This is a genomic window from Oligoflexus tunisiensis (genome assembly GCF_001748245.1).
Classification (GTDB): domain Bacteria; phylum Bdellovibrionota_B; class Oligoflexia; order Oligoflexales; family Oligoflexaceae; genus Oligoflexus; species Oligoflexus tunisiensis.
Genome location: NZ_BDFO01000001.1, coordinates 3,070,291 through 3,094,385, shown reverse-complemented (window position 1 = coordinate 3,094,385; position 24,095 = coordinate 3,070,291). Strand labels below are relative to the sequence as shown.

At 54.1% G+C, this 24,095-nt stretch carries 17 protein-coding genes; 7 read left to right on the top strand and 10 right to left on the bottom strand.

Annotated features, from left to right (window positions below):
• Window positions 1–38 precede the first annotated feature (38 nt).
• Together OLTU_RS13145 and OLTU_RS13140 are read left to right on the top strand one after the other, a co-directional pair.
• On the top strand, window positions 39–695 hold the full coding sequence (locus tag OLTU_RS13145) for a hypothetical protein (RefSeq protein WP_141733222.1): 657 nt from the start codon (window positions 39–41) through the stop codon (window positions 693–695).
• A gap of 788 nt (window positions 696–1,483) precedes the next feature.
• Window positions 1,484–2,284, top strand: a complete 801-nt coding sequence (locus tag OLTU_RS13140) for a sensor histidine kinase (protein WP_245676821.1) — start codon at window positions 1,484–1,486, stop codon at window positions 2,282–2,284.
• A gap of 29 nt (window positions 2,285–2,313) precedes the next feature.
• Here the strand turns inward: OLTU_RS13140 and OLTU_RS13135 are convergent, their stop codons facing one another.
• The 6 genes from OLTU_RS13135 to OLTU_RS13110 form a co-directional block, all read right to left on the bottom strand.
• Complete coding sequence (locus tag OLTU_RS13135; RefSeq protein WP_141733220.1) at window positions 2,314–2,817, bottom strand: cupin domain-containing protein; 504 nt, start codon at window positions 2,815–2,817, stop codon at window positions 2,314–2,316.
• A 115-nt stretch (window positions 2,818–2,932) separates the two neighbouring features.
• The gene (locus tag OLTU_RS13130) at window positions 2,933–3,907 is read right to left on the bottom strand and encodes a beta-barrel domain-containing protein (RefSeq protein WP_141733219.1); all 975 of its coding nucleotides are present in this window, start codon (window positions 3,905–3,907) and stop codon (window positions 2,933–2,935) included.
• A 2-nt stretch (window positions 3,908–3,909) separates the two neighbouring features.
• Entirely contained in the window at window positions 3,910–6,003 is a 2,094-nt protein-coding gene (locus OLTU_RS13125; RefSeq protein ID WP_141733218.1) for a peptidase domain-containing ABC transporter, read from the bottom strand.
• Window positions 6,000–7,322, bottom strand: a complete 1,323-nt coding sequence (locus OLTU_RS13120; RefSeq protein ID WP_141733217.1) for a hypothetical protein — start codon at window positions 7,320–7,322, stop codon at window positions 6,000–6,002. The genes OLTU_RS13125 and OLTU_RS13120 overlap by 4 nt, the downstream gene beginning before the upstream one ends.
• Before the next feature lie 2 nt (window positions 7,323–7,324).
• Window positions 7,325–9,043 carry an ABC transporter transmembrane domain-containing protein gene (locus OLTU_RS13115; protein WP_141733216.1) on the bottom strand — a complete coding sequence of 573 codons (1,719 nt, stop codon included), beginning with the start codon at window positions 9,041–9,043 and terminating at the stop codon, window positions 7,325–7,327.
• On the bottom strand, window positions 9,040–10,317 hold the full coding sequence (locus OLTU_RS13110; RefSeq protein WP_176736582.1) for a TolC family protein: 1,278 nt from the start codon (window positions 10,315–10,317) through the stop codon (window positions 9,040–9,042). Before OLTU_RS13110 ends, OLTU_RS13115 begins: the two co-directional genes overlap by 4 nt.
• Window positions 10,318–10,561: 244 nt before the next feature.
• Here OLTU_RS13110 and OLTU_RS13105 point away from each other — a divergent pair, with 244 nt between their 5' ends.
• Window positions 10,562–13,324, top strand: coding sequence for an MSCRAMM family adhesin (locus OLTU_RS13105; RefSeq protein WP_141733214.1), 2,763 nt, complete (start codon window positions 10,562–10,564; stop codon window positions 13,322–13,324).
• Window positions 13,325–13,375: 51 nt separating this feature from the next.
• Here OLTU_RS13105 and OLTU_RS13100 read toward each other — a convergent pair whose 3' ends face one another.
• Entirely contained in the window at window positions 13,376–16,612 is a 3,237-nt protein-coding gene (locus tag OLTU_RS13100) for a 7TM diverse intracellular signaling domain-containing protein (protein WP_141733213.1), read from the bottom strand.
• A 330-nt stretch (window positions 16,613–16,942) separates the two neighbouring features.
• Between OLTU_RS13100 and OLTU_RS13095 the strand changes: the two genes are divergently transcribed.
• Window positions 16,943–17,788, top strand: coding sequence for a M23 family metallopeptidase (locus OLTU_RS13095; protein ID WP_141733212.1), 846 nt, complete (start codon window positions 16,943–16,945; stop codon window positions 17,786–17,788).
• A gap of 16 nt (window positions 17,789–17,804) precedes the next feature.
• Here OLTU_RS13095 and OLTU_RS13090 read toward each other — a convergent pair whose 3' ends face one another.
• A complete protein-coding gene (locus OLTU_RS13090) occupies window positions 17,805–18,341 on the bottom strand; it encodes an SRPBCC family protein (protein WP_141733211.1) in 537 nt (178 codons plus the stop codon).
• 427 nt (window positions 18,342–18,768) lie between these two features.
• Between OLTU_RS13090 and OLTU_RS13085 the strand changes: the two genes are divergently transcribed.
• On the top strand, window positions 18,769–19,878 hold the full coding sequence (locus OLTU_RS13085; RefSeq protein WP_176736581.1) for a S1 family peptidase: 1,110 nt from the start codon (window positions 18,769–18,771) through the stop codon (window positions 19,876–19,878).
• Between the two features lie 11 nt (window positions 19,879–19,889).
• Here OLTU_RS13085 and pip read toward each other — a convergent pair whose 3' ends face one another.
• Window positions 19,890–20,864, bottom strand: a complete 975-nt coding sequence (gene pip, locus OLTU_RS13080; protein ID WP_141733209.1) for a prolyl aminopeptidase — start codon at window positions 20,862–20,864, stop codon at window positions 19,890–19,892.
• A gap of 174 nt (window positions 20,865–21,038) precedes the next feature.
• Between pip and OLTU_RS13075 the strand changes: the two genes are divergently transcribed.
• On the top strand, window positions 21,039–21,221 hold the full coding sequence (locus tag OLTU_RS13075) for a hypothetical protein (protein ID WP_141733208.1): 183 nt from the start codon (window positions 21,039–21,041) through the stop codon (window positions 21,219–21,221).
• A gap of 107 nt (window positions 21,222–21,328) precedes the next feature.
• Here OLTU_RS13075 and OLTU_RS13070 read toward each other — a convergent pair whose 3' ends face one another.
• A complete protein-coding gene (locus OLTU_RS13070; protein ID WP_218110013.1) occupies window positions 21,329–22,339 on the bottom strand; it encodes a DUF3103 family protein in 1,011 nt (336 codons plus the stop codon).
• Between the two features lie 400 nt (window positions 22,340–22,739).
• On the opposite strand from OLTU_RS13070, the gene OLTU_RS13065 reads away from it, so the two are divergent.
• A complete protein-coding gene (locus tag OLTU_RS13065; RefSeq protein WP_141733206.1) occupies window positions 22,740–24,077 on the top strand; it encodes an APC family permease in 1,338 nt (445 codons plus the stop codon).
• Window positions 24,078–24,095: the final 18 nt, after the last annotated feature.

Here is a 24,095-nt window from a genome sequence, read left to right as displayed (position 1 = left end):
CGATTCGCACACGTGTCACTTATTCAAAGGAAACCGTCATGACCAAGGATGCAACTATCAGGGACGTTGTTGGAGTCAGAAGCCGCATTTCGTGGGGGGCAGTCTTTGCGGGTTTTTTCATAGCCCTTGTGTCTGTTGTTTTGCTGACGAGTCTGGGCTCAGCCATCGGCTTTACGGCTGCTCAGTCCGACGGCGTAGGCCTGAATCAAATCACAACGGGCGCGGCCATCTATGGCGTGATCATCACGCTGATCTCACTTTTCGTGGGAGGATGGGCAACGAGCCAGTGCGTGGCGCGTGAAACCAGGCTGGAGGCCGCGTTCTCAGGAATGGTCCTCTGGGGTGTTACGTTTCTGGCATTAATCCTCCTGGCCCTGAACGGCATCAGCCTGGGGCTGGGATCCGTCATGGGCATCAATACATTGCTCAGCAACCACATGATGACCATGGAAATCCGCGGGATGGCTGAGCACCTTGGTCTGACACCGGATCAGTTGACCCTGTTCCAGGAAATGATGCGGGATACGATCAATCAATCGAATGTTGCAACCGCAACCTGGTGGTCGTTTCTGGGGCTGATCCTTTCTGTACTGGCCACGGTCCTGGGGGCAGTCGCCGGCAGCGGTCCGACTCCATCCCTGCGGAAAACCATTCCCCGTCATTCGGTCAAGGGGGCCCAGGTCGTTCGTACGTAAATGGAAAAGGCAGGCCCATGCCAGCCACCACCGAGGGGGGCGCGGAAAAGCCCCATCCCCCTCATCGCCCCGCGCGTCATAGCCTCGCGCCATCTCCTCACATCGTCGCCTCACATCGTCGCCTCACATCGTCAGCTCCCTCACGTCAGCTCCCTCACGTCAGCTCCCTCACGTCAGCTCCCTCACGTCAGCTCCCTCACGTTAGCTCCCTCACGTTAGCCCCCTCACGTTAGCCCCCTCACGTTAGCTCCCTCCTCACGTCACCCTCCCCCTCACGTCATCCCCGAAGGGGACGTATCCCTCCACCCCAAAGGGGCCCGACCGTCACCCATGTAAATACGGATGCCGGGAACCTCCACTTTGGATAGGATTTGCTAAATCTCCACAAGAGATCGAGCGCAAGGTGGCCTTTCAGTACGATCAAACAAACGGAGCCAGGTATGCCGATTTCAACAGATAGGCTTTCTGATTCGGAGATCTCAAAACTATCCCCAGCCGGTCAAACCCTCATAAAATTAAGGGATCGCATCGAGAAAAAATGGGCGGAAAAAGCCCGTCAGGAACTCAAGTCAGCAGCCGATTTGGACACTCCCATCCTGATCGAAACGTTCCCCGGTTATCTGGAAAATATAGCGGAATCTCTGACTCCGAATTACCCACGTTCCAATGCTAGTGAACTTACGACAATCGCGCAGGAGCATGGCGGAGAACGAGCGCGACTCTCAAGCTTTGACCTTGACCAGCTCATTACCGAGTATCATCTCCTGAGGGATACCATATTTGAGGTCATGGAAGGTGAAATCAACCTTTCCGCAGAGGAAAAAGCCATCATTGAATCCTCCATTAACATGGGAATTCGCGAGGCGGTAACAGCCTTCGCCCTTGTTCAAAATAATATTCGCGAACAGTTTATTGCAACCCTGAGCCACGATATGAGACAACCCCTCAACACCATAAGCATGGCGGCTCAAATGTTGCCTGAGGAACCTGTTGACGATGACGGCTTTGATGCGCGCACCATGATTTTGAATGCCGTTCGAAAAGCCGATGCGCTCATCCAGAACCTATTGGATGCGACCCTCATTAAAACCGGACAACGCTTACAGCTCGAATTCAGCGAATGTGATATGCGCCAAATCATAGACGAATCTGTGAAAGAGCATGCGTTGGATCAAAAAGCCCGCATTGAGGTTCACGGAGAATCCGTCATAGGACAGTGGAGCCCGCGCGAGCTGGAACGCGCCATCGATAATCTCATAACAAATGCAATTAAATATGGCGACCTAAGTCAACCCATCCGCATTAATCTTACAGAATACTCTGGAAGGGTTATGGTTTCCGTCCATAACGAAGGAAAACCCATTCCAGCCGACGAGCAGGAGACTATATTTCAGGCCTTCCGAAGATCCCAGGCCGTTCAAAAAGGCGACAAGAAAGGCTGGGGCCTTGGCTTGCCTCTCGTGCGAGGGATAGTTGAAGCGCACGCCGGAAGCGTTCATGTGGACAGCTCTGAGGGCCGCGGCACGACATTCATAATCGATATGCCCAAGGATGCCCGCCCCTATCAGAACGCTCCTGTCCTGCACTGAGCCCCTCACCTGGCCGCCATTTCAGGGTATCAGCCAGGCTTCAGCCATTCTTCGGGCCAAAAGGAACTCGGGTTCTCTTCACCGGCCCAGTAATCATCGATCTCCTTGCCGTCCTGGGTAATCCGTCGGGGATTCCGTTCGATCCGCTTGTGCGAATCCGGATACTCACAGACGTCAGCCTTGTTGCGATTGGACAGGGCGAAAAACACAAAAGGCTCAGGACCAGGGTTAAAAAACTGATGACAGACCCCGGTCGGAAAGAAAATCAGATCGCCGGTCTGGACCCGACGAAAATTCCCATCCTGCCGCAGCACGCAGGAGCCCTGGAGTGCGATAAAGAGTTCCTCCTCACCCTCATGCCGATGATAAGGGCAGGAAAATTTCCCAGGATCCAGGGTCTCCAGATGGAAACCCAGCGCCTGAGCTCCCCATTTCTCAGCCAGAGGCCACTCGGCGCCCCCATAATTATCGCCATGGCTCCAGGGCTCAAAATTTTCCAAGCTGAGTTTCTGTAGCGAGACGATTCGTTCCATTCTTCACCTCTCTTCCGAAGTATCACCGACGTCATTGCTGAAAGAATGTACCCGAACGACCCGGATAACTCCATACGGAAGGCAGGATAGGTTCGCGCTTTAGGTCTTTGCTCTTTTAGCGTTCGCGCATGGCCTCGCGGGCGGACGACACAATGGGTTTCAGGAGATATTCCGCCAGAGTCTTCGTCCCCGTTTTGATTTCGGCTTCCAGGCTCATGCCGGGCAGAATGGGTTGGTTGCCGAGCGGCGACTCCAGAAGGCGTCCCGGGATGATGGCCTGCGCCCGATAAAACAGGTCACCCGAACTCGCCTGACTGGAAATAGGCGCAATCGAAACGAGCCTGGAATGAACGCCACCATAACGCGCATAATCATAACTGTGAATTTTCAAAAGCACTTCCTGTTGAAGCTGAATGTGGCCAATCTCCGTGGCAGGGATCTGCACTTCGGCCACCAGCCTGGATGTTTCCGGCACGATCTCGCAAAGCGCCTGGCCGGCCTGAAGCACCTGGTTCGGCATGATCTTGAAATTGTAGATCCAGCCGCGAACGGGCGCTCGGATTTCATTATCCTTCAGATAGCGCTCCACCTGCTCAATGCGATATTCAAGATCCCGGATCTGACCCTTGAGTTCTTCACGGCTCATCTTCATATTCAGAAACGCCAGCTTGGAATTCAGCCCCTCCCGTGTCAGCTGCTTGCGGGTCCGATACTGTTCATCGAAATAGCTTTTACGCTTCCGGGCTGTTTCAAGCTGCAGTTTCAAACTCCCCCGTTCATCCTCCAGAATGCTTTTGTCCAGGACCGCCAGTGTCTGGTTCTCAGCGACCAGTTCCCCCTCCTGAACCAGCACGTGACTGATGCGGCCGCCCTTCGGGTGCTGCACCCGGAAGACTTCCTCAAAGGGCAGGACCTTGCCCTGCGCGACTGTCACTTCATCAAGGTAGGTTTTGTTAACCCAAAACAGAGTGGCCCCCACCAGCATGATAATCGCGATCACGCTATATTTCTGCCAGATCATCTGGTTTTCTTCCTGTTGCAGGAGCGAAGCGTCGAAACGAGGACTATAGCGTCTTCGAAAAAGGCTCATGGTTATCTCCCTGCCGCTTTTTGTAAGATCGTGGTCATTTCCTGGGGCGATCCGAAGAACTGGACGCGACCCGAGTTCAGCCAAAGCACCTTATCACACACCTCAAAGTAATCCGTGTTCTTGGAGGCAATGATGATGGTGGCCTTGCCTTTGAGGGACTTGATCACCTGCATGATCTCATTGTTTTCGCCCTGCACGGCCCCCGGATTATCGAGCAGCCAAAGCTTGGAATCCCGCAGGAGCAGCATGGCAAGATTCAACCGTTTCAGAAACGATTGACCCAGGTGCGCCTGCTCCTGGCGGTCCAGTACAGTATCCAGCTGCCTGGGCAGCGATCGTATCCCTTCCCAAACTCCCAGTTCACTCAGGACTTTTTGCACTTCAGCGTCCGAGGCTTTGGGCGCATACATCTCGAGACTCTGCCGAATGGTTCCCGAGAAAACGGTCGGTTCCTCGGGCAGGTAGGCGATGTTTTCGCGGAGGAAGGTCGGGTTGATCTGACGACTGTGCTTATTATCGATCAAGACCCGTCCGGCCTGGGGTATGTAGAGACCCAAAATAAGCTTCAGGACCGAGGTCTGGCCGCTGCCACCGTGACCAAAGATCACCAGAGTTTCATTGGGCTCCACCTGAAAATTCACACCGAGCAGAGCCGGATGAGCATCATTCGAGTATTTCAGGGAAACCTGCTGGAAATGGACGCTGCCTTTGATTTCCTTATCGATCTCATAAGCGTCTTCGGAAATCTCTTCCAGCGGGAGCGCCATCAGGCGATCCACCTGGCCGATGGTTTTTTTCACTTTATCGATCTGCAGCAGAAACGAGAAACCATTCCGCATGGGGGCCAGGATTTTCCAGGTCAGGAGCATCGCTGCCATAAGGCTGCCCGTGTCCAGCGACCCTTCCTTGACCCGATGCACCCCGATGATAATGGTCGCAAGTCCGGTCAGCGTTACCGTGAAATAGGAAAACGAACTCACCAGACTTGTAAGACTGGCTGCCCGGAAGATGCTGACGGAAGCACGTCGGGCGACTTTCAGGAAGCGTTCCTGCCAGAACGGAAGAAGATACTGCACCTGGATCTGTTCCAGATTGTTCAGCGTATCCATGAAAAAGTCGTGCCGTTCCTTGCCATGCTTCGACGCTTCCGAGGAAGCATACTCGATTTTCTTCCGCATCAGATAACCGAAGACGGCAAAGATCGCCAGAGCGGAGAGCGGCACCAGGGCCAGAGGGCCGGCGAGCAGGAACATGGCCAGCACCATCATCAGAGCGAACGGAATATCCAGGAGGGCATCCGTTCCCAGACCTGGAATGAACTGCTGAATGGTATCAAAATCCCGAATCCGGGCCATCTGGGCTGCCACCGAGGCCACTTCCGTATAGGAGGGCGGCAGGTACAGAATGCGTCGCATCACCTGGCTTCCAATCAGATATCCAACGCGCGAGGAAAGATAATTCAGGACCTGACTGCGGGTCAGGCGAATGACAGTCAAAAACGAAATATAGAGACCCAGCCCATAGAGAATGTTCAGCAGGTTCTCCAGGGATTTGGCGGCTTCAATCTGGTTAAAGACGATAATGATGATGAACGGAGCCACAATATTTAGAAGGTTGATTAAGAACGAAAGGGAAAAAACGTAATAACCGTAAGCTCTGAAACGCGACACCATGCGGGTGAACCAATCGCTCTGGCTGTCATGCAGCGAAACCTCATCCTTTTCGAGGCGTTTGAAACGGATCGTCTCATGAACAGCGCCGCTTCGTTTCAGCTCCACCTTCTGCTCGCCCAGGATATCGAAACCCTCCAGGCTTTTTTCATGCAGCTGGACCAGCAGAAGGGGCCGCATTCTATGCATCACGATGCACGGCAGCTCATCCTGGGTCAAGTCCTTCAGGGCCAGGCGGTCCCGCATGGGAGCAAACCGCAAAGCGGCGAGCGTCTGCAGCAGGTCGTGCAAGGTCATCTGGTATTTATCGCCCCTTATGAATTTCTCCAGAAAGGACCGATTGCCCCGCCAGCGCAGGCCATCCAGAATCAGAAAGAGGCTGTGATAAAAAGGACTCAGAGCCCGTGGCTGGAGTTGTGGCTTCATGCAGCCCCCTTCCGAACCGGCACAGGGTGCGGCAGGCTGCCGATGATGTTGCTGTTCATGATCCAGGCTTTCAGGAGACGCTGGCGGAACAGCTCATCATGGATGAGAATGTGTGACTTTGCATAATCCTCGTAGTCGAGGATCATCTGCAGAAAATGAGCATCCTCTATGGTCTGAGGAATGTAAGGGGTGCCCCAGATCTCGATCATCTTCGCGCATTCCTCGCGATCATAATGCCGAAGTTTGTCGTAAAGTTCCTGCATGGCAGTTTGCAGCCAGACATGATCGCAGCCCTCCTTGCCCGGCTGAATGGTCTGGAAACCAAAGATGTGGGCAAAGATCTCGCCGGAAAGCGACCGCTCCCGTCCATGGAACATATAAGTCAGAATCCACTGCAGGGCATCATCAGGCCTCCATCCCGTCAGCACGTTGTCCAGCACCTTATGGAATGGGTAGTCCTTGTTATCAAAGTCGAGCTGATGCTGAAGCCAGGCCCGCAGGAGCCGGCGCTTATGAACAAGGAAACCCTCCCTCCCCTCAGAGTAGGCACTCTGCACGGTCTGCTCCACCTGGATGAAAAGCTCCTTATGAGCCGCGTCGTGCGAGGCCATCTTTTCCCGATTCAGGATCCTGGCAAAGTCCATTTCATTCTGGAAAAGGTTTCGGATCTGACTCATGCCCTCGCGCTCACTCATCCCCTCTTCCACCAGATGCATCAGGTTCAATAAGGATCGCGTGATCTGCAGCGTATTGCGATCAATAAAACCACATCCACTCATAGGTTGCAGCAATACCATAGCCTCATAGTCACCTGTGGCTGAGGCATGGTCCAACGCCTCCTGCAACATATGATCCTGGTTCATCCTTTTGAAATGAGCCAGGAACGGGTGCATGATTTTCGCATGAAGTTCCATCTCGTCGATAAAGTGTCCCTTGGCCAACTCACTATGCAGTTTGACAAGGCCCTGATAGATCTGCCGCTTGTGCTCCTGGTCAACCTTGGTTTTCAATCCCACATTCTGATGGATAATCTGCTCACGGCTCAAATAGGCTTCAAAATAGGCGGCCAGGCGCTCGAACTTGGCTCGGAGCAGCTGGGGCGAGATTTCAAACGTCGCATGCTGTTTGCTGGCAACAATGGAGTTGCGGCAATCAAAAGCACAGCGAAGAAGGGAGCGCCGATCCCAATCCAGCACGGTGATTCCCGTACCTGGCATAATGGGTGTCAGGTCACGCCAGTCCCTGGCCGTGAGGACGATCCAGTTTTCGAATCGTTGACGATCAAGCGAATGCGTTTGTTTTCTATCCGTTTGACTCATGGCTAGGCGGCCCTTGATTTTTTGTCCGAGTCCCCTTGCGGCGACCTGTTTTTCTCGAGTTTTCGCAATCTGCCATTCTCTATCGTATAGAGGCTATCCATAAGATTCAGAACGTCTTCATGATCTGAAACCACTACCAGCGTACACAGTCCTTTGATTTGCTTCAGCGTATCGAGGAAGAGGATGCTCGTCTCAATATCCAAACTGCGGTCGAAGTGGTCAATGAGAAGGATACGGGGACGTGCGGCAAGTGCCTTGATGAACGCAACGCTTTTCAAAAGACTGAGGGGAAAGGTCCGGTTTGAGGTGCTTTCCACAGCCGATGTATAGCCCTGATCGAGTTTGGCAATCCGGGAATCCAGTCGCAACATGGATGAAGCCTCGATACTGGCGGCATGAAGGCTTTGATCGAATCCACTCAGGTTATCCAGAATATTTCCGGTCAGAAGCTTATGCTGTTCCGATAGAAATTCCACAGTACCAAAGAGCGAAGCTGGGTTGATGGCGGAAAGGTCATAATCATCGAGATAGATTTGCCCTTGATTGGGTTTCAGCCAGCCGGAAATCAGGCGCAGGAGCGTCGTCGTTCCCCGCGAGCCACCGGCCTTTATTCCCACCATGGAGCCGGCCGTAATGGAAAGGTTGAGGTTTTCAAAGACCGGCTGCTGCGCGCCCTCATATTTAAAACTCACATTGATCATGCGCACATGGCCGGCAATGCGGTCGGGCGCACTGGCCTTGCCAGCGGAATCGGAATTATAGAGTTCGTAGATCTCATGGACCTTCTGCCGCGCCAGGGCAAATTCGGAGTTTTTCAGCCAGAAGGTGCAGATATGAATCACGGGTCCGATCGAACGACTGCCGATCAGCATGCAGGCGATCATCAGACCGATCGACATTTCACCCTGATAGACGGCAACCGCTCCGAAGGCAATCACACCGAACTGCGTGATCTGGGGCATGATCGTGTGAAAGATGTTGGAGATATGGTTCACCATACCAAATCGGAAATTATTCTGATTGTGCTCATTTTGAATGGTCTCATAGCGAGCCAGAAGTGGTTCCTCGATAGCCATGGCTTTGATGAGATGCATGCGCGAGAAGATCTCCAGCGCCCACGACATGCGACGATTCTGCGAATCATCCTGCCGCGCCCGATAGCGCTCATAGAAGATTTTATTCAGCGCGGTTATCGTCAGCATGCTCACGTTAATGACCACCATAAAGCGTGCGATGTCACTATTCAGAGTAAAGAGGAGCCACGTATAGAGAGCCACCATGGGCAGTTCCAGGACGACTTCAAAGATCTGCATGAAGTAGCCATTTTTAAGGTTTTGAATCGCCTGAATGCGGTCCAGATGGACCGTAGTGTCATCGCGCGAGAAGCGGGCGATATCGGCTGTCAGGAACGCTTCGTAGGCTCGATGGATGAGTTTGAATTCATAGCAGCTCGCGGCCCAAAGGTTAATGCCGTCGCGGGCATAGCGCAGGAGGGTTTCACAGGCCACGGCGACGACCGCTCCGACCGAAAGCCAGAGCAGGGTGCTGCCCGACTGCGAGGGAATGATGCGATCATAGACTTGCATCACAAAGAGCGGCATGGCGAGGCCGAGGACATTGATCCCGGTATTGGCCAGCACCAGATAAGGCAGCTCGCGATACGACTCCTTCAAAAAGCCCCACAGCGAAGCGGGAGGAATGGGTGACCGATGTTTCCTCATCCGCCCTCCCCTGTTTCCTGGAGCAGCCGCGAGACGGAATCCCGATAAAAGATCAGGTTCCAATAAGCCAGCCAGCTTTCAAAGGTATGGCCAAGGAGATCGCTCTCAGCCTGGAAGAGGTTATCCTGAGCCAGAAAAAGTTCGGACTGCGTATTGGCCCCTTCGGCGAATTGCCGTTTGGTATGTTGAAAATGTTCTCGAGCCGACTGCAGGGCAGACTCAAAAAATCGACGGGAGTCGAGCAGAACCCGTAGACGCTCCCGTGCTATCTGTTGATTCGATAGAAGATCACTTTGCTGAGCCTGCAGATTCAAGCGGGCCGACTGCAAAAGCGAGCTGGCCTGGGAGCTTTCGTGCTGCGTAACGCGCGCGGCATCAATGGGCCAGACGAAGTTCAAAGCCAAAGAGCTGCGGACACCCTGATTCTCATCCATGAAGTCCCGATAAAGAAGGCCTTCCAGTTGCAGTGTCGGGCGGGTTTTTGATTGAATCAACCGCAGGTCGGCCTGGGCCACTTCGATATCGGCCTTTGAAACATTCAGCAGAGGCGTCGAGGCGTTGGGACGGCTCTCAAGGGCTTTGGCCCAAACGGATTCAGGTGGCAGCTGCAGGGTTTCAGGAACAGGGCAGAGGCAAAGCCGGTAGAGGTTCAGTTTCTGCTCCATGATCTTATTCTTCAAAAGGGCAATGTTGGCTCTTGAGCGCTCGATCTGGGAATGAATCTGACTGGCATTGGTGAGATTCAGTTCGCCGAGTCTAATGCGGCGCTGAATCACGGCTTCCTCTTCCAATTGCAGGGTCAACTGCTGGGTTTTCAGGGCCGCCTCCGCCAGGTATTGCGCCAGCGTAAAGAACGCCGTTCCGGTTTCAAACAGCAGGCGTTCCGTGGCATCCTCCACCTGAGCCCTGGCTCGTTTGCCCAGCAGGCTTTCCCGTTCCTGGGTTCTTGGCAGTTTTTCATCATAGAGAGGCTGCAACACACCCAGCTGAAGCTGGAGGCTATCCGAGGAGCGGGTCATTTCCCTTTCGGTCAGAGGCAGATCATGCAGGCGGCTGCCTTCAACCGCCAGCGTAGGATACCAGCCGGCGTCCGCGCGCGATTTCGCATAGCCCTGGGCCGCGGCCTGGGCCTCCTGGGATTTCAAAACGGGGCTATTGAGTTTGGTATTTTTTAAAAAATGAAATAGGTTCGCGCTGGTTTGAGCCTCGGCAGCAGGGGTTAGCCAGCCCAGGATCAAAATGAGTCTCTGAATCTTTTGCAGATTAAGAGGCATTGAAACGTTTCGCTCCTTCCCTGGTACGAAACATGATTCTCCAATTCCAACCATCGGTATAAATTTGCGAAGTCTATAGACAAAACGTAGGGGGTGCCCAGGCTTTCATCACCCAATTCGTAAGTCTATGTTATTGATATTACAGATCTTAATAGCCAAGTTTTGATCCCGCTGAAGAACGGTCGATGGGGGTCTTATAGAAGAGGAAGCAGGGCTTTCATGGGATCCTCCAAAGGAGCTGCCAATGGCTTTTAAGAATTTAAATAATGAATCCTTGAACCAAGCCGTGGTGAACGCCGAACGGAGCGGAGGCGAATCCCAGGACTCTGATCTTCTCGGTGAGATGGAAATCCGGCAGGACAATCAACAACTGAAGGCTCAGGAGCATGGCAAGATCCATGAAGAGAAGAACGATAGCGAGCGCGATATCCTGACCAATTTTACCGGTGGCAACCTTGCCACGGAAAAGGCTTCGGAAGGCTCAACGTCGCTCCATGCAAACACCCAGGAGCGGAGCACGGTTTCATTCAAGATGACAGAATCCGAGGTAGCCTTCAGCGGGCCATTGAATGGTAATGGTTCGTCCTCGTCATTCGCCGTGCGATCTCCAGCAGGTTCCAGCCCCACGCAATTCTCGCAGGAATCCCAGATTGGGTCCCATACCGCTCCGCGGACCAACACATCGTCCGCCGATGAGAATCAGGCTGATGGGCCCCGTTTCGGTGCTAACCTTGTCACTCATGAAGTCACGGCAGAGGAGCCGGCTGCAGCGGCTCCAACCCAGCCGGGAACAGCTTCTCATACTGCACCTGTTGAAGGCGGAGCCGATACAACTGAGGCTCAAATTATAACGGAATCTGGTGCGACACCAGATGAGGCAACCGAAGCTCAAGCCCCTACCGAACCTGTCACCACTCCGGCTGAGACAGCCACTGTGGAGCCGGGTGCTTCTGCTCCCACTCCAATGGAAAGCAGTGCACCAGCCCATGAAACAGCGACGACTCAGACCAGCGCAGCGCCTGAAGTAACAACGGATTCTACAACCCAGCTTTCGACTAACACAGACGCTCAACCTACAGCGGAAAATGCCCCCATCAGCGAGACGACACCTTCTGCGACGGATGCCTTGGACAGTGCACCTGTCATGGAAGCTTCCCCTGCCGTGGATATGGCTCCAGTAACTGACAGTGCCCCAGCCTCTGAAGCAGCCCCAACAACAGACACGATTCCACTTGTGGACGCAGCTCCTGAAATGGAAGCCTCAACCGAAGAAGCACCAGCGGTTGAAACACCTGCTGAGGTCGATACAACTCCCATTGCTGAGTCCGCTCTACCCAATGAATCGACGGCCCCGGCCATGGAAGCCACCGCACCTGTGATGGAAGCAACACCGGCTGTTGAAATACCACCTGAAGTCGACACAACTCCCATCGCTGAGTCCGCACCATCAGACGAGACGACAACTCCTGCGATGGAAGCAGCACCGGCTGCCGAACCCTCTCCTGTTGCTGAGACAAGTCCAGCAACAGACCCAGGACCGGACTCTGCTCCCCTCGTGGACACGACCCTTGCGATGGAAGGAGCCCCTGCAGCCGAGCCTGCAAGTCCAATTATGGAAGCAGCTCCGATATCGGAAACTGCGCCAGAGATGGAAACATCGCCCGTCGCTGAAGAAGCTCCACCAGCAGAACCAATCCTGGATTCCACTCCAATTGTGAACACAACCCCTGCAATGGAAACTTCACCTGCAATAGAAGTTCCCCCTGCAGTCGAGCCTGCGAGTCCCGAAACGGAAGCAGCTCCGATATCAAATACAGCGCCGGTGATGGAAACATCACCAGTTGCGGAAGAAACTCCAGCAGCCGAACCAGTCCTGGACCCCGCTCCTATTGCTGAGACGGCCCTGACAGTGGAAGCGTCGCCAGTTTCGGAAACAACACCTGCTGCCGAGACTTCGCCCATAGCAGAATCTGCCGCTGAACCCGCACCTTTGGAAACAGCTCCTGTCGCAGACACAACACCAGTACCAACGCCTGCTGTGGAAACCGCCCCTGCGGTCGAACCCGAGCCAGTGCTCGAAAGTTCCCCAGCGGAAGCGACTCCTATCGTGGACAGCAATCCGGTCTTCAGTCCAACACCAGATGTTGCACTTGCCGATAATACGGCACCTGTCATCGACCCAGCTCCAGTCGTTGAGACGGCTCCTGCTACAGAAACAGTAGCTGAAACAGCGCCTGCTGCCCCAGCTACAGAAATGCCTCCAGTGGCTGAAACAGCACCTGCTGTTGAGCCAGCGCCTGCTGTTGAGAATTCACCTGTTATCGAAACAGCCCCTGCAACTCCAGCAGCACCAGTCGGCAAAGATTCGCCTCTCGACCATGACAACGGCCGCGGTAACGACTCCAAGCACGACCGCGACGATGACGATCGCGATTCCGGTAAAGACAAACGTTCCGCTTCGGAAAGAGACTCCGACCGGGACGATAACAGAGACCGCGGCAACGACCGCGCCGATGACGATCGCGATTCCGGCAAAGACAAGCGTTCCGCTTCAGAAAGGGACTCCGATCGGGATGACAACAGAGGTCACGGCAACGACCGCGACGACAACAGAGACCGCGACGATGACCACCGGTCAGGCAAGGATTCCGACCAGGACCACGATCACGGCTCCGGCAACGATTGGAAGCTCACAGCGAATATGGACGACAGCAATTCGAGCGCCGAGCATGACATTCATGATCTCTTCGTCTCCGAGATTCAAACGAACCATTTAACCATCGATCAGGCTCTTGAGCCCGACGACAGCCAGCACACAAGCAGCATGCAGGACGCATCATGGTTCAGGAACGACGACTTCGACGACGACGATCATGGCAAAGGCAAAAAAGGCAAGGATCACGACGACGACAAACACGACAGCCACAATGGCAAAAACAGCCACTTCAGTGATGTCGACCATGATCCTGTTGAATACAACAACGATTACGGATCGCATCACCATTAATCAATAATCATGAAGCCCCGGCCCAAACCGGGGCTCTTCATTTCGTCCGCCTTAACCCGCCTCTTCCATCGACCCGGGCTGGCGCCAACGAACAACCAGAAACGTACAGTCATCGTCCGGTGGATGCGTCTTGCAGATGGATTGGTTTGCCGCCAGGATTTCGTCTTTAAGGTCCTGCGGGCTCTTATCATAGCTTAAAAGCTTCCCCAACGCCTTCTGGGTGAGAACCCGGTTATCCGGTCCCTGATTCTCGATCAGACCATCGGAATAGAGAAACAGAGTATCATGAGGAGCCAGTGTCACCGAACGCACCATCATCTCGTGAGGCCCGGGAAAGCCCAAAGGCGTTCCCGGCTGCAGCAGGACTGAAACCCGCTCCTTGCCGATCAGGAAAGGCGGCAGATGCCCGGCATTAAGAAAGGTGAACTGACCCGATCGAAGATCAAGACAGGAAAAGAACATCGTCATGCCACGGTCCATCTTTTGACTGGCATCCAGAACCGCCTCATTCGCCGCCTGATAGAGTTCCTTCAGGACCTCCTCGGCACTCCAATGGAGCCCCTTCTGACAAACGACCGACAAACCACCTTTGACAGCGCCCGCCACCGCGATGGTGACAAGGGCAGCCGGCACACCATGGCCTGTCACATCACCGACCAGGCAGTAGAGTCTCTGCGAGGCTTCATCAAAATGGACACCAAACCAATCCCCTCCCGTGAGCTCGGCCGGTTGAAAATGATAAGCGATCTCGACTCCGGGAACGCGCGTCGCGTCATAACCCAGGGCCTTGTATACGTCCTGGGCCTGGGCCAGCGTGGACTCAATGGTCAACCGGGCTGAGGTTTCCCGGGCCAGAGCTGTTCGCGAGAGCGTATTGCGCACCCGGAGAACCACCTCCTCGCTCAGGATAGGCTTGGCCATATAATCATCCGCGCCCAGCGTTAAACCAAGGAGCCGATCCTCCTGCGAAGCCCGCGCCGTCAGCAGGATGACGGGAATATTTCTAAGCTCAGGATTCTGTCTGACTTCAAGCAGAATATCCTCACCCGAAAGGCCGGGCATCATCAGGTCCAGAAGCACCAGATCCGGCTTGTTCGCCTTGATTCTCTCAAGCCCCTTGCGACTGTCGGTAAATATCTCGACCGGATAGCGATGATGGGCCAGGATCTCTCGAATCACATCACAGTTCACATCGTTATCATCGATGACAACGATATCGTAGGGTTCAGGGACAGGGGCCAGTGCCTCCGCATGACCCGGAACCACTCCTGCCGAAACGATGGACGGAGTCGCCACGTTCGACGGCTCCATGGACTTTTGAACTTCAAAATGCACATCCTTTTGCTCAGGAACTACAATCTCGAATGTGCTCCCCGCGCCCAGCCGGGAGCGGAGCTGGATCGTGCCTCCCATAAGGTCGACGATTCTCTTGACCATGGCGAGACCGAGTCCGGTCCCCTCGTAGGCCCGCCGCGACCCTTCATCAACCTGCTTGAACTCCTCGAAAATGATATCCCTCTTGTTCTCAGGAATTCCGATACCGGTATCCGAAACCCGGATCGTGACGTGTCCTCCCCCCAGTTCCAGGTCCAGATGCACGTGATTGGGCCGCTCCGGGTCACGGAATTTGAAGGCGTTTCCCAGAAGGTTCCGAATGATGGCCATCAGCTGATCGCGATCATTGATGAACAAGGGTTTATCCGCAGCTCCCCATGAGACGCCAAAGGTGAAGGACAGATCCGGAGATCGAATCTGCAGGCTTTCCGCCAGGAGTATGGCCTGTTCCTTGACTTCTTCAAGCGGGATGCGTGAGTTGCAAAGTTTAAGGTGCCCCGTCTGGGACTTGGCCAGATCGAGGATGGTATTGACCTGGATCTTCAGCGACTCCGTCAGATTCCGGACTTTTTTGAGTTTTTCCCTGACCTTTTCGCTGGTCTCGCCATAGTGATCCTTTTGCAGAAGATCGATGTAACCGATCACCCCATTAAGAGGCGTCCTGAGCTCATGGGATGTGTTATGGAAGAAAATCGTGCGCGCACGCTCCTTCTCCATCAGGTCCCGGTTCAAACCTTCAATCTTCAGCCGGTTCTCGATCTGCTCCAGCTCCCTCTTCTGAAGATCCACGATGAGTTTTTGATTCATGGCGTCAGCCTCCTCCTGGGCCAGGTTTATGCGATCCGCAAGGCCCAGCGACAGGAGCACGACTTCCATCAGCGAGCCGATCTGCAATCCATAGTCGGTGAGGAAGTTGGATGGCAGCAGACCGGCACTGGCCAGGGCAAACAGAAAAACGCCGACCAGCAGGGACGAGAAGGCAATGAGAAAGTATTTGGCGGGTCTAAAACCCATGCGAAGACGCACGATGTTGGCAAGGAAGACGAAAATAACGAAGAACATAACTCCGAAGGTCACGAGCTTGATGGCTACATCATATCCCAGAATAAAAGCCGAAGCGATGGCCACCAGCGAATAGATTCTGAGAGCGAGGAGTACCCAATGGAGTCGCGGCGTATGGGTCTTCGTGTTGAGGTAACTCGCCATGAAGAGCGTCAGGGTCGCGAACGACAGCGCCTCCAGCACCGGCACCATAAACCCATTCCAGGCAGGATAGGTTGGCCATATGTATTGGAACCCGAAGCCATTCAGGGCCAGCATCGCGAGGCCGTAGCTGGTGATGTAGAGCACATAATAGAGATAACTGATACGACGGATCGAAATATAAATGAAGAGGTTATAGAGAACCATGACCAGCATGATGCCGAAGTAAGCGCCCAGGGCGAGCATTGATCCGCTGACATGCTCCGTAAAGGGCTGGGAATGCCAGAGAGTGAGAGGCAGTTTAAGAACTCCCATGGACTTCACGCGAAAATAAACCGTCTGGATGCCGGCTCCGGGGATGATAAAGGTAGGGTTGCGATAATTCATGTCCCGCTGCGCGAACGCAAAGCGGTCCCCCGAATGCCGTGCCGACCATAGGCCCTTGTCCTGATAGTAGACCGAGATTTCGTCCAACGGCGGGTAGTCGACCTCCAGGATCCAGGAACTTTCGAGGCTGGGACTTTTCATCTGCAGACGAAACCAATAGGCGGATTTCGTATAACCGAAGTTCGGCACATCCACTTGGCTTTTTTCCCAGGTGAAATTCCCCGACTCATGACTGACGTCATCAATCGTGAGCGCACCGGAGGGGTCTTCAAGGATCTCCAGGTAGGGTCCCAGAAGGTATTTTCCCGTGCCGGGATCAAGGACCAGGTCCGGCTGAGCATAGGCTGCTTCATGCAGCAGCATGGCGAAGAGGAGACCCGTGAAACAGAGTATATTGAAAAGGCGTCTGTTCAGGTTCGGCTCCTTGGCAAGGGGGGCTTGGGATCGCTTCGCTTGAGGATCGACGGTCGCGGGAAAATTTTAAGCCATGAATCTATAATTTTGCGTATGACGAAACACCTCAGAGTGGCCGCGACCGATAACCTATAATATCCAATACTTTCCATGCTTTAGATAGGTAAGAATGTCTTAAGTTTCCCGCTGGCCGTCCGATAAGGATAGGTCGAACACAATTTATTTTCCTCGCGCGCCGGCACACCGCGGGAGGATGTGTGAGATCATTGAGGAAAGCCTATGTTCCGCTGGAGAGTTTTGACAACTCTGATCCTGTGTGCCGCCTGTGGATCGTCGCATGATCCGCCTGGCAGTCGGACCGCACGAACCCGATCCGAAAAACCCAAAGTCATCCTTGCCTATGAAGTCACGCGACGGCCTGGTGAAAGCCTCCGAGCCATCAGCCAGCGCTATCGTGCACCTTTAAGTCTGCTGGAGCGATTCAATCCGCGTGAAGGTCACGGCCGGCGCGGACGCAAAGTCTATATTCCGGTTGCCAGCCTGACCAATCTGAAGAAGCCTTCGGGCAAAAAACTTCCGAAAATTGTCAAAGTCATGCGCGATCCATTCCTGAGGCCTGTGAAGATAGGCGACTGGTCGGCAGCTCTGCAGGAGAATTTTCAAAGTCTTGACGAATGGTTTCTGCCTGATGAGTCCCAGCGTTTGCGCTTTCCGGTGGAAGGCTATATCTCGTCGGGATTTTCCTGGCGTTGGAATCGTTTCCATAAGGGCATTGATATAGCAGCTCGCGCGGGTACTCCGATCCTTGCAGCCCAGGATGGTGAGGTCACGTATCGCGGCTGGAAACGTGGATTTGGTCTTCTCGTGATCATCGAGCACAAACAGGGGAAAACCTACTACGCGCACTGTCGATCGACCCAGGTCAAAGCCGGTCAGAGAGTTTCCCGCGGGGATGTGATTGCTCAAGTCGGCGCGACAGGACAATCGCGAGGTCCTCACCTGCATTTTGAGTATCGTGACAACAGAAATCAGCCGGTGGATCCCACGCCTTTTCTGTTGCCACCCTGTTCACAACCTTTGATCCTGGCGACGCAAGCGCCTCATTGCCAAAGCTCGAAAATGTAGAATTGAGACCGATGGGTCAGGTATTTGATCCATCCACCATAGTTTGAAGTTTCTGCAGACCCTGCTCGAAATTCGTCCCAATCATCTTATCCATATCCATGAAAAGGCAGGCTGTCTTCGCGAGAAGATTCTGAGGCATCACAACTTTCCAGGATACCCTGGTGCCCTCGGCTATGGGTTCCAGCTCCATAATGGAAACCTGTGACATTTCCATGGGTTTCAGATAGGTCAGTTGGGTTTTCACGAGACGATTGGGAATGCTCTCAACGATCTCCGATTTTCCAATTCCCATATCCCCTGTGCTTTCCCATGAGGCTTGCGAGCCTACGCCTTCCGCAGGACCGTTGTAGCTCATCTTCAACGCAGGATCCATGGATACCCAGGGCATCCATTCATTGGATTTCTGCGAGCTATTCAGATAAGGGAAAATAACCTCGGGACCTGCTTTGAGGACAATCTCCCGGGATACTTGCAACTCGTTCGGACGGGTGGATGCATAGATCAGAACTCCCACGACGATCAGCGCCAAAGCCAAAAGAATCTTTTTCAACATAAACGTCCCCGAATATTGATAGTTTCATCTATCGTAGAGGCCAGGAGCGCATTTGCCAAATGATTTTCTGACGAGGCACCATCCCCTGTCGCCAGACCTGCTGTACACCCGGTACTTCCCGCAAAAAGGCTGCGGCCCTAGCATTCCCGTCAACAACTTGTCCAGTGAATTTTTTTCCATCGACTCACCTAATGTCTCACGTTAGAACAAACTCGCTCTGATAAAGGTCCCACATGGGTTTGGGCAATTCGCCTAGCCGTATCCAAACCTGTCTCAAAGATTAAACAGCGAACACCATAAGGCCCGTATGTGCCTGTGGGGAAGGCTGTGCCTTCACGGGGCCGATGCAGAAACATCCATCTGTAAAATTCCGAAGGAAACTTCCGGCAGTCGGAAGGTATTTGAGTCGTATAGAGAGGATAAGAAGATGCTACACCTGAAGAGTTTCCTTGATCTGAAGATGATCCTTCCCACGATGGCACTCTCCGGCATGATAATCGGCTGCGGTGCGGATCGCGAATCAAGCGCTCCGAAGATCGTTGGCGGCAGTGTTGTGGGATCGTCTGCGAGTGGACCGGAAAGGGTTTCCACAGTTGGACTCAATGGCTGCACCGGCACAATCATTGCCAGGGACTTGATCCTTACAGCCGCCCATTGTTACAACCCTGCGGTTCAGGGAGGCTATGTCCTGTTCGGCACGCGATTCAATGGTAGTGATCGACAAGTCCTTCGTATTGCCAGCGCTACGGTCAATCCCGGTTATTCGGGCACCGACAATGATATCGCCATGCTGAAACTCGCTGGCGAAATCCCAGCAGGATATAAACCCGTGAAGCTTCTCCCTTCCTCGTCTCCTCTTCAGCGTGGTGAAGCGGTGCGGCAGGCCGGATACGGCAGCAACAATCAGCCCAATTCTTTCGGAACTCTGCGAACCGTGGATACTCGGGTCGTGAGTGTCATGAGTCGCGGCAGCATTCACGTTCAGAACGGAAGCACGGCCGCCTGCAGTGGTGATTCCGGTGGTCCCCTCTATGCGGTAAGGAACGGCCAGTGGTACACGAGCGGCATTGCCTCGACAGCATTCGTGGATAGCTCAAAAAAATGCACAGGCGGGAATTATTATACGAGCGTCAGCCACAATTATGACCTGATCTTGAGCATGGCCCAAAGGCTCACCGGACGTCAGGCCCCGCTTCTGGAAGTCGACTCGTCCGAATCGGAATCGGCGGGTGATGAGGCTTCGCCCGATTCCTCCGCTCGATTTCAGGTTCTTACAGATTTGAATCAATCAGGCAAAACCTTGAGCATCCAGCTCCAGAATATTTCTGGCCGCGCCGTCCATGGTTGCTCGTTTGGTGTGACTCCCATTCGTAACTACGGAGGGCAATACGATGTGACCTACAATCTCTGGACCGAGGACGTCCAGGAGGTCGCCGACAACCAGCAGGTCCAGGCTCAGTTCCATGATCCTTATGAAGGTTTGCAGGGATACGGAAGCATCAAGAGCGCGACCGTCCGCATAACCTGCAAGGACTGAAACCGGCCTGCTCACTCTCTTAAGCCTGCATAACGATCCGTCGCAGCCACCAGAGCCCGGCAATTGCCGGGCTCGCCGGCGGCATGTCCGGCGTCAGGCACGATCATCAGCTCAGCCTCGGGCCACTTCTTATGCAGGGTCCAGGCCGATGTCAGCGGGCACACGACATCGTAACGACCGTGAACGATGGTCGCAGGAATATGCCTGATGCGATCAATGCCTTGCAAAAGAAAATCGTCCTTGTCAAAGAAGCCCTTGTTGACAAAATAGTGGCATTCGATGCGCGCGAAAGCCAACGCGAACTCCGCTCCATCGAAGCGATCCACGAACGCTGCCTCGGGCATCAGCTTGCTGGTCCGCCCTTCCCAGACGCTCCAGGCCCGTGCGGCTCGCAAGCGAACTTCGGGATCATCCGATGTCAGACGCTTATAATAAGCCGACAGGAAATCATGCCGCTCGGCTTCCGGTATCGCATCGCGGTAGGCTTCCCAGGCGTCAGGGTAAATTTCGCTGGCGCCGAACTGATAGAACCAATCAATCTCCTGTTTTCTGAGCAGAAAAATCCCACGCAGTACCAGCTCGGTCACAGCATCCGCGTGCTTTTGAGCATAAGCCAGAGCCAGGGTGCTCCCCCATGATCCGCCGAAAACCTGCCAGCGTTTAACCCCAAGGTGTTGTCGCAGGGCCTCCATATCGGATACGAGATGCCACGTGGTGTTCTCTTCGAGGCAGGCATGCGGCGTGCTCTGGCCGCAACCCCTTTGATCGAAGAGAATGATGCGATAAAGCTCGGGATTGAAAAAGCGCCGGTGACTTGCATCCGTTCCGCCCCCGGGTCCCCCGTGTACAAACACAACGGGTTTGCCTTGCGGGTTGCCCGACTCTTCAAAATACAAGTCGTGGATATCGGAGACTCGCAATCGACCCTTACGGTAGGGCTCGATCATGGGATATTGCCAGGTCACAGGATCACGTCGAAGCGCCATAATTAACACTATCCTTTGCCTCGGAATTCGGGAGGCCGTTGGGTTGAAAGTTTCATGTCCTGCTTAACCTATATTCGCGCTTCGAGGCAACAGGAGGCGGGCCCTGCATTTTTCTGCCAGCTTGTTCTTTTCCAGGAAATGGGCAACATAAGGGGCAAATTGGAGGGAGTAAATATGGCTACACCGCAACATCCCAAAAAGGAACGTTCATCCGACAAACCGCAGTTCAAAACTGCGGATTCGGATGGTGAGGAATCAGAAAAAGGCAAGATAGGCCTCACTCCAGGTTTGGCTGAGGGAGACCGGGAAACGGTCGACGAATCCATCAAGCAGCATGAGCAAAAGGGGGATCTCTAACCTCGCGGACAAGGGCAGACGACCTCAGCGTCGTCACCCCGACCCGGCAACGTCACCGATCCCAGCGCCGTCACCGATCCCAGCACGTCACCCCCGAAGGGGGCCGGTTACTCGTCGTTGATCTTCACCTGATACAGAGACATCTCAACCCTGGCATTACCACTAACACCGCTCCGAACCCCAGGCGCATACTTCTCGATCGTATTAATCGTATCCATGTAATCATCGTCATCCGTAAACGTCCCGGCTGGGAGCGCATCCACGATCTTGCCAGCCAGCTGTCCGACGATGCCGGCAATGGCAATCGTGGTGGTCTGGGTCGGATCGATAATCGACGTCACGATGCTGGTGGCGGCTGTGATGAATATTTTGGTCAGATCAGCATAGTTATGGCCTGAATCATGTTCAAAAAACGCGATATTCGCGATCTGATAGCGATTCTTCGGCCAGAAGTGCACGATTTGACGCAAATCATAGCGCTCACCATCGTAATCAACCGACGGAAACTCCACGAGTTCGCTCGTTCCCTTGCCGTCCTTGCCGATAAAGCTGACGACCCCATAAACCTCGGCACCGCCTTTGATCCATGGTTCATGATCATCCGAGAATTCCAGAGAATTCAGCATCAAGCCGCCGTCCGCCGCCGGATCATCAGCCAGTCTCAGTTTGATAGCCCCTTCGATTTTCTCGGAAAATCCAAGAGTGATAAGCGGGAAAGCCAGGGCCTCCACGTTGTCCGTTCCATCCACCAGGTCCTTGCGACCTTGCTTATCGACAACCTCAACTTCCTTCAACTCGCCGGAATCATCCGAGACGTCCGGGATAAAGGCCCACTGCGGCGACGCCAGGCCGCGTTTGTTATTGGGATCCACGAATTTGAGCACGAGCCGGTTATATTCCTCGGCCGTGAAAGCTTCCCGAATGATCTTCACTTCCTTGTCGCTCAGCCCGTAGTAGTCTTTTTTCGCAATGACCTCGCTGAGTTTGAGTTCATCATTGGCCCGGGTTGCCGCATCAACATCAGCGATCAGTTTATCATTCGCCGTCGAGGCGATACTTTGGACCGCGCTTTTCTGTTCGGTATGGCGACCGCAAGCGACACTGAGGGCAGCGAGCATGATTCCGACTGTGATTTTTTTCATGAGGGTTCCCCATTGAAGTGGCTTCTACTCGGAGTTTCAGCAAAGACTATGCCCTGCGGCGCGGCCATGATTCCAGTGAATTAAGGTAAATCGTATGTTGGAATTCTCGACAGTTTGTTTAAAAGGACTGCAAATTTCCAGGCATTGGCAACGGGGGCCACAAGCTTGCGTAATTTGATCGCATAAGTCTGTCTAACGCGAACCGGGGACAGGGGCAAAGGTCGGAAGGGCCCCGGGCGCATGGGGGTACATTTGCATCCCATTCCAGCTGGGTCTACAAAGAATTCCAGCCTCTTCATTTTTCTCGACACCAGCGTAAAAGTCATGAGAATAGCGGACCTAGGGATAAGAACCAACAAAGGATAAAAGAAACCTTATGGCAGAAAAAGCAGAAGCAGCCTCATTAAAGCGAGTGTTTGGCTTAACCACGCTTGTGATCTACGGAGTCGGCGATATCCTCGGCGCTGGAATTTATGCAATCGTGGGAAAAATTGCGGGCCTTTCGGGCTCTGCAGTTTGGATATCATTCCTGGCCGCCATGGCCGTCGCAGCATTGACCGCATTAAGTTACGCTGAACTCTCCAGCCGCTTTCCCAAAAGTGGAGGCGTCGCCACCTTTGTGCAAAAAGCCTTCCGCAAGGACTGGCTCTCCCTGCTCGTGGGCTGGCTGATGTTTTGTACCTGCCTCGTTTCCATGGCCACACTCTCGAAAGCCTTTTCGGGTTATTTATTGGCCTTTGCCCCGATGATTCCACCCGCCGCTATCATTCTCGCCCTTTTCCTGGGTTTGGCATTCGTGACGTTCTGGGGCATGCGGGAGTCTTCTGGGCTCAACATTTTTTGCACGACGCTCGAGGTCTCCGGACTCATTCTTGTCATTCTGGTTTCCATCCTTTTTCTAACGGGCATTGAAGGAGGCGCCGCCGGAGCTGCTTTGCAAAACGTTCCCAGTGCCGCCGGCGAAGGCCTGGGCTGGACTCCGATACTGCAGGGAGCCGCGTTGGCCTTCTATGCCTTCATCGGCTTTGAGGATATTGCCAATGTCTCGGAGGAAGTGAAAGATGCGGAGCGGAATGTTCCAAGAGCCATCCTGCTTGCTTTGGGAATCGCCGGGATCATTTATATCCTCGTCGCCTGGCTTGCGGTTCGTGTCGTCGGCCCTGCGGAACTCGCGACCTCAAGCGCCCCGCTCCTCGACGTCGTGCGCCGGGCGGAGCCTGATTTCCCGCCCATAGTCTTCTCAGTCATAGCTATGTTTGCAGTCCTCAATACGACTCTCCTCAACATGGTCACAGCGTCCCGGCTGCTGTTCGGCATGTCCCGGGAAGGAATACTGCCGGCCTGGCTAGGAAAAGTGCACCCCAAACGCGCGACGCCTCACCGCACGCTTCTTGTGATCCTTCCCGTCGCGATCTTCCTGGCCCTCTCCGGTACTCTTCAGTTCCTGGCGGGAACGACGGCAACCCTGATCCTAGCGATGTTCTGTCTGGTCAACATTTCCTTGTTTGTGATTAAACGTCGGGAGCCAAGGACAGTGGGCTTTCAGATTCCTCTTCTCATACCCATTTTAGCTTTCCTTTCCAACATAGCGCTCGCCGCCTTTGCCTCACAGGAGAGCCATATCCTGGCCATCGTGTTCACAGCTGTCGGGGTTCTGTTGGTTTTCATCAATCTGGTTCTTAAAGGCAGGCGTTTGCAGCGTCTCCGGAATTAGCCAGGCCTGGAGGGCGGT